General features: G+C 71.3%; 15 protein-coding genes. 4 read left to right on the forward strand and 11 right to left on the reverse strand.

Features of this window, described 5'->3' with window-relative positions:
- Positions 1 to 36: 36 nt before the first annotated feature.
- Genes Ate02nite_RS06710 through Ate02nite_RS06720 form a run of 3 tightly spaced genes read right to left on the reverse strand, consistent with a single transcriptional unit; the run spans position 37 to position 4272 of the window.
- Positions 37 to 381, reverse strand: coding sequence for a DUF952 domain-containing protein (locus Ate02nite_RS06710; RefSeq protein WP_203800645.1), 345 nt, complete (start codon positions 379 to 381; stop codon positions 37 to 39).
- Positions 378 to 2591: an ATP-dependent DNA helicase RecG gene (gene recG, locus Ate02nite_RS06715; RefSeq protein ID WP_203800648.1), complete on the reverse strand. Its 2214-nt coding sequence runs from the start codon at positions 2589 to 2591 to the stop codon at positions 378 to 380. Before recG ends, Ate02nite_RS06710 begins: the two co-directional genes overlap by 4 nt.
- Positions 2592 to 2601: 10 nt before the next feature.
- The gene (locus Ate02nite_RS06720) at positions 2602 to 4272 is read right to left on the reverse strand and encodes a DAK2 domain-containing protein (RefSeq protein ID WP_203800651.1); all 1671 of its coding nucleotides are present in this window, start codon (positions 4270 to 4272) and stop codon (positions 2602 to 2604) included.
- Positions 4273 to 4428: 156 nt separating this feature from the next.
- Here Ate02nite_RS06720 and rpmB point away from each other — a divergent pair, with 156 nt between their 5' ends.
- Complete coding sequence (gene rpmB, locus Ate02nite_RS06725) at positions 4429 to 4620, forward strand: 50S ribosomal protein L28 (RefSeq protein ID WP_111654257.1); 192 nt, start codon at positions 4429 to 4431, stop codon at positions 4618 to 4620.
- Between the two features lie 74 nt (positions 4621 to 4694).
- Here rpmB and Ate02nite_RS06730 read toward each other — a convergent pair whose 3' ends face one another.
- Together Ate02nite_RS06730 and Ate02nite_RS06735 are read right to left on the reverse strand one after the other, a co-directional pair.
- A complete protein-coding gene (locus tag Ate02nite_RS06730; RefSeq protein ID WP_203800653.1) occupies positions 4695 to 5153 on the reverse strand; it encodes a GNAT family N-acetyltransferase in 459 nt (152 codons plus the stop codon).
- A gap of 13 nt (positions 5154 to 5166) precedes the next feature.
- Positions 5167 to 6105 (reverse strand): thiamine-phosphate kinase, encoded by a 939-nt coding sequence (locus Ate02nite_RS06735; RefSeq protein WP_203800655.1) that lies wholly within the window; start codon positions 6103 to 6105, stop codon positions 5167 to 5169.
- 99 nt (positions 6106 to 6204) lie between these two features.
- On the opposite strand from Ate02nite_RS06735, the gene Ate02nite_RS06740 reads away from it, so the two are divergent.
- A complete protein-coding gene (locus Ate02nite_RS06740; protein ID WP_203800657.1) occupies positions 6205 to 6438 on the forward strand; it encodes an Lrp/AsnC ligand binding domain-containing protein in 234 nt (77 codons plus the stop codon).
- Between the two features lie 2 nt (positions 6439 to 6440).
- The gene (locus Ate02nite_RS06745; protein WP_203800659.1) at positions 6441 to 7085 is read left to right on the forward strand and encodes a DUF3515 domain-containing protein; all 645 of its coding nucleotides are present in this window, start codon (positions 6441 to 6443) and stop codon (positions 7083 to 7085) included.
- Positions 7086 to 7095: 10 nt separating this feature from the next.
- On the opposite strand, the gene Ate02nite_RS06750 is transcribed toward Ate02nite_RS06745, so the two are convergent.
- Positions 7096 to 8190 (reverse strand): D-alanine--D-alanine ligase family protein, encoded by a 1095-nt coding sequence (locus Ate02nite_RS06750; protein WP_203800661.1) that lies wholly within the window; start codon positions 8188 to 8190, stop codon positions 7096 to 7098.
- Positions 8191 to 8298: 108 nt separating this feature from the next.
- Here Ate02nite_RS06750 and Ate02nite_RS06755 point away from each other — a divergent pair, with 108 nt between their 5' ends.
- Positions 8299 to 8790, forward strand: coding sequence for a protein-tyrosine phosphatase family protein (locus Ate02nite_RS06755; protein WP_203800663.1), 492 nt, complete (start codon positions 8299 to 8301; stop codon positions 8788 to 8790).
- Positions 8791 to 8846: 56 nt separating this feature from the next.
- On the opposite strand, the gene Ate02nite_RS06760 is transcribed toward Ate02nite_RS06755, so the two are convergent.
- From Ate02nite_RS06760 to Ate02nite_RS06780, 5 genes are all read right to left on the reverse strand, one after another.
- Entirely contained in the window at positions 8847 to 9530 is a 684-nt protein-coding gene (locus Ate02nite_RS06760; RefSeq protein WP_203800666.1) for a hypothetical protein, read from the reverse strand.
- Entirely contained in the window at positions 9527 to 10408 is an 882-nt protein-coding gene (locus Ate02nite_RS06765) for an ABC transporter ATP-binding protein (protein ID WP_203800669.1), read from the reverse strand. The genes Ate02nite_RS06760 and Ate02nite_RS06765 overlap by 4 nt, the downstream gene beginning before the upstream one ends.
- The gene (locus tag Ate02nite_RS06770; protein ID WP_203800671.1) at positions 10405 to 10758 is read right to left on the reverse strand and encodes a GntR family transcriptional regulator; all 354 of its coding nucleotides are present in this window, start codon (positions 10756 to 10758) and stop codon (positions 10405 to 10407) included. Before Ate02nite_RS06770 ends, Ate02nite_RS06765 begins: the two co-directional genes overlap by 4 nt.
- A gap of 83 nt (positions 10759 to 10841) precedes the next feature.
- Positions 10842 to 11192, reverse strand: a complete 351-nt coding sequence (locus Ate02nite_RS06775) for a hypothetical protein (RefSeq protein ID WP_203800674.1) — start codon at positions 11190 to 11192, stop codon at positions 10842 to 10844.
- A gap of 10 nt (positions 11193 to 11202) precedes the next feature.
- The gene (locus Ate02nite_RS06780) at positions 11203 to 12303 is read right to left on the reverse strand and encodes a cystathionine gamma-lyase (protein ID WP_203800676.1); all 1101 of its coding nucleotides are present in this window, start codon (positions 12301 to 12303) and stop codon (positions 11203 to 11205) included.
- Positions 12304 to 12320 lie beyond the last annotated feature (17 nt).

The raw sequence follows: 12320 nt of genomic DNA on the forward strand, positions 1-12320 counted from the left end.
GCTGACCCCTGGGGGTCAGCGCGCCTTTCTGTTTGGCTAGAGGCCCGTCGGCGGCGAGAACGAGCCGTCGGCGTCCGGGAGGTAGTCGGTGACCGCCACGACCGCCTCGATCGGCAGCGCCGCGTAGAGGTGCGGGAAGAGGAGGCCGTCCGGGTGCGCCGGGTCGCCCTCCTCCCAGGTCACCTCTATTGGTAGCCGGGACTCGTCGATCTGCAGCAGGAGCAGGTCGGTGCGCCCGCGGAACAGGAACGTCGCCGGCTGATGCACCTGTTCTTCGGTGGAGCAGTGGATGTAGCCCTGGGTGGCGAGCGTGTCGCCCTCGTAGACGCCCGCCGCGACCGCTTGCTCCCACGTGTCGCGCGGACAGATGTGCAGGATCAACCCTTCTCCAAATACTCAGCGCGTTCCTCGTCGACCAGCGCGGCCACCGAGGCGGCCAACGCCGGGTATTTCGTCAGGTCGGGGTCGTCGCCGATCAGCTCGGTGGCCTCGGCCCGGGCCTCGGTGATCAGCTTGCTGTCCTGAAGAAGCGACAGCAACCTCAGATGCGAGTGCTTGCCGGACTGGGACGCCCCCAGCACGTCGCCCTCCCGGCGCTGCTCCAGATCGATCTCGGAGAGCCGGAAACCGTCCGTCGTCGCGGCCACCGCGTCCAGCCGCTCGCGGGCCGCCGTGCCCTCCACCGACTCGGTGACCAGCAGGCAGATGCCGGGCGCCGAGCCCCGGCCCACCCGGCCGCGCAACTGGTGCAGCTGGGAGACGCCGAACCGGTCGGCATCCATGATGATCATGACGGTGGAGTTGGGCACGTCGACCCCGACCTCGATCACGGTCGTGGCGACCAGCACGTCCACCTCGCCCTTGGCGAAGGAGCGCATCACCGCGTCCTTCTCGTCGGCCGGCAGCTTGCCGTGCAGCACCGCGATCCGCAGGCCCCGCAACGGCCCCTCGGCCAGCAGCGGGGCCACCTCGGTCACGGCCAGCGGCGGGCGACGGGCCGGCTCGTTGTCGCCCGGCGGTTCTTCCTCCTCGCCCTCGGCGGCACCGATCCGCGGGCAGACCACGTAGGCCTGGTGGCCGGCCTTCACCTCTTCGCGCAGCCGCTGCCAGGCCCGGTCGAGGAAGGCCGGGCGTTCCGGCGGCACCACGTGCGACGCGATCGGCGATCGGCCGCGCGGCAACTGCGACAGGGTGGACGTCTCGAGGTCGCCGTAGACGGTCATCGCGACCGTGCGCGGGATCGGCGTCGCCGTCATCACCAGGACGTGCGGCGGGACGGCCGCCTTGGCGCGCAACGCGTCCCGCTGCTCCACCCCGAACCGGTGCTGTTCGTCGACCACCACCAGGCCGAGATCGTGGAAGTCGACCCCCTCGTAAAGGAGAGCGTGCGTGCCGATCACGATGCCGGCCGTCCCGTCCGCGACCTTGGCCAGCGCGGCCCGCCGGGCCGCCGCGCCGAGCGAACCGGTGACCAGGGCCAGCTGGGTGCCGGCCGGATCACCGTCGATCTCGCCGGCCCGGCCGAGTGCGCCGAGCTGCTCGCTGATGCCGCGGAAGTGCTGGGTGGCGAGCACCTCGGTGGGCGCGAGCAGGGCCGCCTGGCCGCCCGAGTCGACCACCTGCAGCATCGCCCGCACCGAGACCAGCGTCTTGCCCGAGCCGACCTCGCCCTGCAACAGGCGGTGCATCGGGTGCGGTTTGGCCAGGTCGGCCGCGATCTCCTCGCCGACCGACTGCTGGCCCTCGGTCAATTCGTACGGCAGGCCGGCGTCGTATTTCGCCAGGATGCCGCCGTCGACCCGCGGCCGGGCGTGACCCGGGCTGCCGGCCGCGCGGGCCCGGCGCTGCACCAGGGTGAGCTGAACGGCGAACGCCTCGTCCCACTTCAGCCGGTACTTCGCGGAGTACAGCGCCTCTTTCGAGGTGGGGCGGTGGATCTCGCGCAGCGCGGTGCCGATGCCGACCAGGTTGCGGTTGGCCCGAACCGCACCCGGAAGGGGATCGGCGGGCGGCTGGAAAGTGTCCAGGACCGTGCGCACGCACTTGGCGATCACCCAGGTCGGCACGGCCTGCGCGGCCGGGTAGACCGGGATCAGCGCGCCCGCGAACTCCTCGATCTCCTCGGCCGCCTCGTCCTGCGTCGCGTCGACACTCAGCAGTTGATAGGCCGGGCCGTTCAGCTGGCGCTTGCCCCGGAAATCGGTGATCTTGCCGGCGAACAGCCCCCACCGACCCCGCCGCAACTCCCGCTCGCGCCACGCCTGGTTGAAGAACGTGCAGGTCAGCGTCGCGCCGGAACCGTCGCCGATGGTGATCTCGAGCATGTTGCCCTTGCGGGCCCGCATCGGTTTCACGCTCATCGACTGCACCTGGGCCAGCAGCGTCACCTGCTCGCCGATCTGCAGGTCGCGCATGTCGGTGTGCTCGCCGCGCTCGTCGTATCGCCGGGGGAAGTGGTAGATCAGGTCGCCGGCGGTGTGCAGCTCTAGATGGGTGGCGAGCGCCTTCGCGGTCTTCTCCCCGAGCACCGCGCGCAACGGCGTCGTGGTCGTCGTGGCGGTGACTTCCGCGCCGTCGGTCGGCTCGCTCATTCCGCTCCTCTCATTCCACGCCCACCAACAGGTGGTAGCGGGGCTGGCCGCCCGCATAGCACTGGAGCTCGACGAACGGCCAGGTCTGCCCGACGTGGCCGCGCAACGTCTCCTCCAGGGAGATCGGGGCGTCGGCCCCGAGCACCAGCGTGGTCAGCTCGCCACCGCCGCCGAGCATCCGGTCGAGCAGGCGGCGGCTCACGTCTTCCAGGTCGGCGCCGATCACGTGCACCTCGCCGTCCACCAGGCCGAGCAGGTCGCCGGCCCGGCACGGACCGGCCACCGTGAGCGAGTCGCGCTGGGCCGTGCACACCTCGCCGTACCGGCAGGCGCCGGCCGCCTCGGCCATCGCGATGACGTCGTCGCTGAACGGCCGCCCGGCGTCCCGCACGGCCAGCGCCGCGAGTGCCTGCACCGGCGAGCGGGTCGGCACCACGCTCACCCGGACCCCCGAACCCTCCGCCTCCCGGGCGGCGGCGATGGCCACCGCGTGGGTGTTGGCGTCGTTGGGCAACAGCACCACGCAGCCGGCCCGGGTCGCCGCGATCGCCTTGACCATCTCCCGGGTCGACGGGTTCCGGTCGACCACGATCGCGCCCTCGTGCTCGAACAGGGCGGCCAGCCCGTCCCCCGCCGCGACCACGACGGCCCCGCGCCGCAGCACCGGCCGTTCCTCGGCGGCCACCGCCGCATGGCCGCGCCCCGGTTCCAGCGGGGTGACGCTGATCCGATGCGGCCGCCCGGCCACCACCCCGGCCTCGACGGCCGCCCCGATCTCCGCGGCCGCCACGTGCACATGCACGTTCCAGGTGCCGTCCCCCGACCCGACCACGACCAGCGAATCCCCCAGCCCGTCCAGCACCCGCCGCAGCTCCCCGACGGCCGCGTCCGGCGCCTCCAACAGGTATTGCACCTCGTAGCCGAAACCATCTCCGCCGGCTTCCGCCCTCGCGGGAACACTCCCGGCCGTGCCCACCTCGGCGGGATCGGCCGGCTCCTCGCCGGAGTCGGCCGCCGGGTGGGGTGGGTCGGCCGGGGTCAGGGCTTCGACCAAGGCGTCCAGCAGGAGGCACAGGCCTCGGCCGCCGGCGTCGACCACGCCGGCGCGGGCCAGGATCGGGAGCTGCTGGGGAGTGCGGGCCAGGGCCTCGGAGGCGGCGACCGCTGCCGCTCGGGCCACCGCGAGCAGGTCGTCGGACTTGATGCGGCCCGCGCCCTCGGCCGCGGCCGCCACCACCGACAGCACGGTGCCCTCAACCGGGCGGGCCACCGCCGCGTAGGCGGCCTCGGTGGCCGACCGCAGCGCCCGGGCCAGCTCGCCGCCGCGCACGGCAACCGAGGTGGCCATGCTGTCGGCCATCCCCCGGAGAATCTGCGAGACGATCACGCCGGAGTTGCCCCGGGCCCCGAGCAGGGCACCCCGGGCCATCCGCCCCAGGGCCCGGCCCGGCGCCCTGGCCGCTGCCGGCGCCGCCAGCACATCGCCGGAGAGCGCCGCGGCCTGGGCCTCGTCGAGGGCCTGCTGAGCGGAGGTGAGGGTGAGCACGAGGTTGGTGCCGGTGTCGCCGTCGGGCACCGGGTAGACGTTCAGCTCGTCGATTTCGTGTTGATGGGCACGCAGCGCTTCCAGCCCACCACCGCACCAGCGGTGGACCGCGGCGTCGTCGAGGGTCTTCAGCACGCGAAAATCGTACTAACCACCCCTGACATTCGCCCGTGACCGCACCCTGACCGGGGCGATTGGCTGTCTTGGTGGGGCATCGGGTAACCTTGCCGGGTTGCCCAAGCGGTGTTGGCTGGGCGCCTTCAAGTTTCGCTGAGAACTCAGGAGTACCCCGTGGCTAGCGTGTGCGACGTCTGTGGCAAGGGACCGGGCTTCGGCCACAACGTGTCCCACTCGCACCGGCGGACCAACCGCCGCTGGAACCCGAACATCCAGTCGGTGCGCACCCCGGCCGGTGGTGGCACGACCAAGAAGGTCAAGGCCTGCACCTCGTGCATCAAGGCCGGCAAGGTCGTGCGCGCCTAACTCTGGCGCATCAGACACATCAGCCGCCGGGCCAGTGGCCCGGCGGCTATTTGTGTGCCTGAAGCGTTGTGTGCCTAAAGCGCCTTCGCGAAGGACAGCACGCCGTCCTCCCCGGCGTAGAAACCGAAGTCCGCGATCCGGACGTAACCGGCCGACTCGTACAGATTGATCGCCTCGGGCTGCCGGTCCCCGGTCTCCAGGATCAGCCGGGTGCAGCCGGCCTCGCGGGCCGATTCCTCGATCGTGGCGAGCAGGCGGCGGCCCAGGCCCCGGCCGCGGGCCGACTTCGCGGTGAACATGCGCTTCAGCTCGGCGTCGTCGCCGTGCCGACGCCAGCCGGCGCAGCCGACGAGTTTCTCGCCGTCGTCAGCCACGAAGAACGCGCCGGCCGGTGGGGTGAAGTCGCCGTCGCCGATGGGCGTGTCGTCGCCGCTGCCGCCGTACCGTTCGGAGAGTTCGTCGAGGACGTCGACGAGCAGGGCGCGAACGGCCGGCTCGCCGAAGTCCACCATCTTGATCTTGATCTCGGACACGACCCGACTGTAACTACTTGAAGTGGTCCCAGCCTCGGGGCCCGGACCAGGGCTTGCGGTCGACCGTGACACCCTCGCCGTCGTACACCCGGCCGATCTCGTGCCAGCCCTCGGGCAGTGGCGTGCCGGGCGGGAAGGTCGCGGCGAGCGCGTGGTCGTCGCCGCCGCCGAGAAGCCACTGGAGCGGGTCGACGCCGAGGGCCAGCGCCGCGTCCCGCATGTGCGGCGGAGCCGTGAAGGCGTCGCTGTGCACGTCGATGGCGACCAGGCCGGCCGAGGCGATCTGCCCGAGGTCCTGCAGCAGGCCGTCCGAGATGTCGATCATCGAGGTGGCACCGTGCCGGGCGGCCAGCGGACCGGCCTGGTACGGCACGTCGGGCCGCCGGTACGCCTCGACCAGCGCCTTCGGCGTACGGAATCCGCGGGAGAGAATCGTGTAACCGGCCGCCGCGTGCCCGGTGCGCCCGGCCAGGGCGAGAACGTCGCCCGGCTGTGCCCCGCTGCGCAGCACCGGCGGCCGGCCGCCCAGGTCGCCCAGCGCGGTGACCGCGACGGTGAGCGTCGGGCTCGACGACATGTCGCCGCCCACCACGCTCGCGCCGACCAGCGCGGCCTCGGCCGACAGGCCGACCGCCAGCTCCTCGGCCCAGCCGACCTCCAGGTCGCCGGGCGCGCAGAGCGCCACCAGCAACGCCGTCGGGGTGGCACCCATGGCCGCGATGTCGGCCAGGTTGGCCGCGGCGGCCCGGTGGCCGATGTCGGTGGCACTGCCCCAATCGCGGCGGAAGTGCCGGCCCTCGACCAGCACGTCGGTGGAGGCCACCACCCGTCCGTCGGGCGCGGCCACCACCGCACCGTCGTCGCCCGGTCCGAGCAGAACCGTCGGGCCGGTTTCGAGCCGCGAGACGACCCGGGCAATCAGCCCGAACTCGCCGATCTCGGCAATGCTCACTGTGTGCAGCCTTTCCGTACCGGTGGCATCCCGCAGCCGTGTCGATTCTTACGGTAGTTTCACGTTCGAGTTACGGCTGGCGGCGGATGGGAGCGGATCGTGGTCCAGGCATACATCCTGATCCAAACAGAGGTCGGAAGGGCCCATGACGTGGCCGCCGCGATAGGCAAAATACCCGGGGTCATCCGGGTGGACGCGGTGACCGGCCCGTACGACGTGGTGGTGTTGGCCGAAGCACACACCGTCGACGATCTCGGTGGGCTGATTGTGAGCCACGTCCAGAACGTCACGGGCATCATGCGGACCCTCACCTGCTCCGTGGTAAACCTCTGAGCATGGTCGACGTGGAGGCTCCCCCGGAACAGCGGAAGAAACCGGACTCGACGACGCGGGGTGCGGCCCTCTGGGCTGCCGCGATCGCCGTGCCGGTGGCGCTGCTGGTGGGCATCCTCGCGTTCGGGAAGATGGCGCCGCGCGACGACGCGGATGCCCAGCCCAACCCGTCGGCGACCGGACCGGCGGCGGTTCCGTCCACAGCGGTCCAACTGGCCGCGCCCAAACTGGACGCTCGCACCACGCAGGTCTGCTTGGCCGTGACGTCGCAGTTGCCGACCGAGCTGCGCGACCTGCCGGCTCGCAAGGTGAGTGCCGGCCCCGAGCAGAACGCTGCCTACGGCGAACCCCCGATCACGGTGGCCTGCGGAATCACCCAGCCCACGATGTGCGAGCGGGTGGACGGCGGGCACGACGGCTGCGTCCCATTGGACGCCACCATGTTCGCGATGAACGGGGTCTGCTGGTGGGGCGACGACGGCCCGGCCGCCGACGTGTTCACCACGATGGACCGTGAGGTGGCCGTGCAGGTGACGGTGCCGGGCAGCTATCAACAGACGGCGCAGTGGGCGAACGAGTTCTCCGACGCCGTGGTGAAGACGATCAAGTCGAAGACCAACGGCGTGCCCTCGGGCTGCACTCAGTAGCTGAGCCGCCTTAGTGCAGCCCGGTTCCGCGGCGTAGCGCGGTGCGGATCAGCCGGTCGACAACCTTCGGGTATTCGAGGCCGGTGGCCGCCCACATCAGCGGGAACATCGAGGTCGGCGTCATGCCGGGCATCGTGTTGATCTCGTTGAGGTAGATCTGGTGGTCGGCGGTGACGAAGAAGTCGACCCGGGCCAGGCCGGCGCAGTCGAGCGCGGTGAAGGTGCGCCGGGCGTACTCCTGGACCTGCGCGGTCACCTCGGCGGGCAGATCGGCCGGGATGTCGTAGCGGCTGCCCTCGAGGTATTTCGTCTCGAAGTCGTACCAGTCGTTGCCGTCGACGTGGATCTCGGCGAGCAGCGACGACTCGGGCGCGCCACCGGCCTCGCCCTCGAGCACCCCGCACTCGATCTCGCGGCCCACGATCGCGGACTCGACCAGCACCTTCGGGTCGATCTGCCGGGCCTTGGCGATGGCCTCGTCGAGGTCGGCCCAGTCGGTGACCTTGGTGATGCCGTGCGACGAACCGGCCCGGGACGGCTTCACGAAGACCGGGAGGCCCAGTCGTTCCTTGTCGGCCTCGGACAACTCGACGCCGGCCCGGAGCACCGCGTAGGGGCCGACCGGGATGCCCTCGATGATCGCCAGCTTCTTGGTGAATTCCTTGTCCATGGCGGCGGCCGAGGCGAAGACGTTGGCCCCGACGTAGGGAATGCCGGCCATCTCGAGCAGGCCCTGGATGGTGCCGTCCTCGCCGTAGGCGCCGTGCAGCACCGGGAAGACCACGTCGACGCCGGCCAGCGAGGAGATGCCGGCCACCGGGTCGCGCACGATCAGCTCGGTCGCGGTCGGGTCGGCCGCGAGCACCACCGCGTTGCCGCTGGCCGCGGTGATCTCGGGCAGCCGCCGGTCGGTGATGGCCAGGTTGGCCGGGTCACCGCCGGCCAGCACCCAGGCGCCGTCGCGGGTGATGCCGACCGGGACAACCTCGTACTGGTCGGGGTCGAGAGCGCCAAGGAGGCTCCCGGCGCTCACGCACGAGATCGCGTGCTCGGTGCTGCGACCACCGAACACGAGCGCGACGCGGGTCTTCCGAGGAGTCGTCACTTTTCTCGCGCCTTCCAGCTAGCGGGCATGCCGGGGGTGACCCTACTCTGCGTAAGCCACTCACGGGATCACCCGGCCGCCGCCACGGGACAAGGGAACTACGGGTTCATGAGAGCATCACTCCACGTGATCGCCGGGCTGGGCTCAGGCCAGCTCGCCACGATCGTGCACCCGCGCGGAGACGGCTGGGAGGCGGAGGAACTGACCGCTCTCGCCGACACCGGCGTCAGCGTCCTGGTGTCCGCGCTGACCAATGTCGAGCAGCAGCGACTCGGTCTCGGCGGAACCGCGGCCACCGCGGCCGCCCTCGGTGTGGACTTCGTCTCGTTCCCGGCCGCCGAGGGTGGCATCCCCCGGGAGGAGGCGGCCAAGGTCGTCGGCCTGGCCGGTCGGCTGGCCGCCCAGGTGCGCGCCGGCCGGTTCGTGGCGACCCAGTGCTTCGGCGGCGTCGGCCGCTCGACGCTGCTGGCCTGCACGACGCTGGTGCTGCTCGGCATCGCACCGGGCGACGCGCTGCGCCGGGTGACCGGCGGCTCCGACATGCCGATCACCCGCGACTGGCTCTACGAACTCTCGGCGCACCGGGTCACGCACCTCTGAACCGGGTCACGCACCTCTGAACCGGGTCACGCACCTCTGAACCGGGTCACGCACCTCTAGCCGGCCGTCCGCCTGATCGCGACGCCGCTGATGACCCGGTGGAACGCCAAGCCGGCCAGAGCCGTGGCCGCCAGCGACAGCGCCAGGGCCGCCGGGTAGGGCAGGCGGGCCACCATGACACCGAACTCGTCGATGCCGAGCAGGCCGTCGGCCACCAGGGCCGGGATCGCACCACCGACCATGACGACCACGCCGATCCAGGGCCGCCAGCGGTAGAAGCCGGCCGCGACGAGCGCGCCCGAGATCATGTAGGCGATCGTCTCGGGAAACACCTGGCCGAACTCACCCAGCATGCCGCCGACGGAGAGCACCGGATAGCCGTCGCCGCGCCCACCGACCGCCTCGAGGACGACACCCTCCAACCCGTGGCCGAGCACCACTATCGCCGCGAAGGTCACCGACGCGATCAGGCCGAACACGCCGGCCCCGGCCAGGAACTCGCGGCGGGTGCGGCCGTTGGCGACGAACACCCGCAGTTGCATGACGACGAGCATGATGCCGACCACGAGCAGCCAATATTTCGCGGCCGAGCCGGCCAGCACCAGCCACATGCTGAAGCCGATCTCGCCGTTGCCGCCGACGATCAGGGCGGTGATCGACAGATCGACGGTCACCAGGATCACCGCGAACGGGATGATGATCGGCCGGTAGATCCGGAACAGGACGCCGTGCATGCTCATCGGATGGCCTCCAGCCGCTTCGACGGTGACGTGAGGTGGATGAAGAGGTCCTGAATGCCGACCGGGCCGAAGGTGAGCCCGGCCGCCTCGCCCCGGGCGATGTCGGCCGGCTCGGGCCGCCAGTCGAGCGTCATCGCGCGCACCCCGCCGAGGCTCTGCTCGCCCAGCACCGGATGCCCGCCGGCGAAGGCCTCGACCGCGGCCGCCGGTCCGGTCACGGTGATGCCCCGGCCGCGCAGCTCGTCGGTCTCCTCGTGCAGCAGCAGCCGTCCGTGGTCCAGGATGATCACCCGCTCGAAGAGATCGGCGACCTCCTCGATCAGGTGCGTGGAGAGAATGATCGTGCGCGGGTGGACGAGGTAGTCGGCGAGCAGCTCGCGGTAGAAGTTGCTGCGGGCGACCGCGTCCATCCCGAGGTAGGTCTCGTCGAGGATGGTCAGCGGCGCCCGGGAGGCCAGACCGAGCACCGCGCCGAGCGCGGACCGCTGGCCCCGGGACAGCGCCGAGATGCGTTTGCGCGGGTCGAGCTCGAACAGGTCGACCAGCCGGGCCGCGTAGTCGTGGTCCCAGGCCGGGCGCAGCCAGCCGGCGACGGCGAGCACCCCGCGCACCCGCTCGGAGTCGTTGACATCGAGGGTGTCGCGGACGAAGCAGGTCTGCCGCATGACGGCCGGATTTTCGAACGCGTCGGCGCCGTCGAACCGGACCGAGCCGCGAGCCGGCCGCCGATAGGACGCGAGGGCACTGAGCAGGCTGGTCTTGCCGGAGCCGTTGCGGCCCAGCAGGCCGTAGATCTTGCCGGTGGGCAGGTCGAGACTCACCCCGTCGACCGCCACGGTCGACCCGTAGCGCACCGTCAGGTCGCGCAACTCGATCATCGGGCACCCCCGACGTGCCGGACGATCTCGTCGACGCCGATGCCGACCCGTTTCGCCTCGGCCAGCATCGGGTCGACCACCTCGGTGAAGAACCGCTCGCGCCGGGCCGCCCGCAGTTTCTCCCGGGCGTCGGGGCTGACGAACATGCCGATGCCGCGCTTCTTGTAGAGCACGCCCTCGTCGACCAACTGGGCGAAACCCTTGGCCGCGGTGGCCGGGTTGATCCGATAGAACGCCGCATATTGATTGGTGGACATGACCTGTTCGTCCTCCTTGAGGGCCCCGCTCAGCACGTCGTTCTTGATGCCGTCGGCGATCTGCAGGTAGATCGGGCTGCGGTCGTCGAACACCGAGCCTCCCTAGTTCTGCGGTTCATTACTCATGTAATGAACCCTAGAACCACGAGGCAAGCGCGGGCAAGGGGAGAAAACGGTCAGGCGGCGAAGGACTGCGGCAGCACGCCGGAATCCCACAGCTCGTCGAGGTGCGTGAGGAAGCCGACCAGGCTGCGCTCCAGCTCGCGGCGCTCGGCCTCGGACAGCAGGGCCAGCGGGTCGGAGAACACCAGTCCGTCCGGGTGGGCCGCCCGGGTGCCGACGAACTTGCGGCAGGCGGCACACCAGACATAGCTGACCAGGGTCGGGCGGCGAGCGTGCGCCGGGGTGTTGACATAGGCCCGGAGCCGGCGCTCGCCACACGCGGGACAGACCCGCTCCCCGGGTGCGACAAAGAAGCTCTCGCCCTGTGTCAGCGCCGCGACCTCGTCGCCGGAGAAGCTGTCCATGCCGAGAACCCTAGACGTCGAGGGCCGCCGTCAGGTCCGCGACCAGGTCGGCGGTGTCCTCGATGCCGCAGGACAGACGGACGAAGCCCGGCGCGGTGTCGTCGCCGAACTGGGCCCGCCGGTCGGCCGTGGTGTGCACCCCGCCGAACGAGGTGGCCGCGAAGACCAGCGAAGCCGCGGTCAGGAATCGGGCCACCCGCTCGGCCGAGCCGAGGTCGAACGACACGATCCCGGGGATCCGCCGCATCTGCGCGACGGCCACGGCGTACGACGGGTCGGACGGAAGGCCCGGCCAGCGCACGCCGGTCACGTCGGGGCGGGCCGCGAGCAGCGCGGCGACCGCGGCAGCGTTGGAAGTCTGCCGGGCCAGCCGCAGGTCGAGCGTCGCGATCGACCGGTGGGCCAGCCAGCAGTCGAACGCCCCGGGCACGGCGCCGGTCTGCTTGCGCCAGGTCTCCACCTTGCCGAGCAGCGCGTCGTCGCCGCTCGACACGTACCCGAGCAGCAGATCGGAGTGGCCGGTCAGCGCCTTGGTGCCGGACGCGACCACCACGTCGGCGCCGAGCGCGAGCGGGTTCTGCCCGAGCGGCGTGGCCGCCGTGTTGTCCACCGCGACCAGGGCCCCGGCGGCGTGCGCGGCCGCCGACACGGCTCGGATGTCGCACACGTCGAGCCCGGGATTCGCCGGTGTTTCGAGCAGCACCAGCCGTACGCCCGCGAAGTCGGGGTATGGCCCGGACGTCGGCACCAGGATGGTGGAAACGCCCAGCTCGCGAAGGGTTCCCTCGGCGAATGCCCGGACCGTGAAGTACCCGTCGGCGGGCAGCCCCACGGTGTCGCCGGGCCGGAGCACGGCCAGCAGCAGCGCGGTGATCGCCGCCTGCCCGCTCGCGAAGACCAGCGTGGGACCGCCCTCGAGCTGCCCGATCGCCGCCTCCAGGGCACGCCGGGTGGGGTGCTGCGTGCGGGCGTAGTCGTTCTCGCCCGGTCCGCTGACCGGGTCGAGGTGGAACGGCCCCGCGAAGACCGGACCGGGCAGGAACGGATCGCCGACCTCGGGTTTCTCCGGCAGCCCGGCGTGCACCGCCCGAGTCCCATCCGAGTAGCTCATGCCGATTCTCCGCTTCG

Source organism: Paractinoplanes tereljensis, from assembly GCF_016862435.1.
Classification (GTDB): Bacteria; Actinomycetota; Actinomycetes; order Mycobacteriales; family Micromonosporaceae; genus Actinoplanes; species Actinoplanes tereljensis.

What these genes read in the sequence shown, in the direction of transcription:
- Ate02nite_RS06760 (WP_203800666.1), bottom strand. Translation starts at nt 9,530, where the DNA reads ATGAGCATGCACGGCGTCCTGTTCCGGATCTACCGGCCGATCATCATC.
- recG (WP_203800648.1), bottom strand. Translation starts at nt 2,591, where the DNA reads ATGAGCGAGCCGACCGACGGCGCGGAAGTCACCGCCACGACGACCACG.
- Ate02nite_RS06755 (WP_203800663.1), top strand. Translation starts at nt 8,299, where the DNA reads ATGAGAGCATCACTCCACGTGATCGCCGGGCTGGGCTCAGGCCAGCTC.
- Ate02nite_RS06775 (WP_203800674.1), bottom strand. Translation starts at nt 11,192, where the DNA reads ATGGACAGCTTCTCCGGCGACGAGGTCGCGGCGCTGACACAGGGCGAG.
- Ate02nite_RS06765 (WP_203800669.1), bottom strand. Translation starts at nt 10,408, where the DNA reads ATGATCGAGTTGCGCGACCTGACGGTGCGCTACGGGTCGACCGTGGCG.
- Ate02nite_RS06780 (WP_203800676.1), bottom strand. Translation starts at nt 12,303, where the DNA reads ATGAGCTACTCGGATGGGACTCGGGCGGTGCACGCCGGGCTGCCGGAG.
- Ate02nite_RS06745 (WP_203800659.1), top strand. Translation starts at nt 6,441, where the DNA reads ATGGTCGACGTGGAGGCTCCCCCGGAACAGCGGAAGAAACCGGACTCG.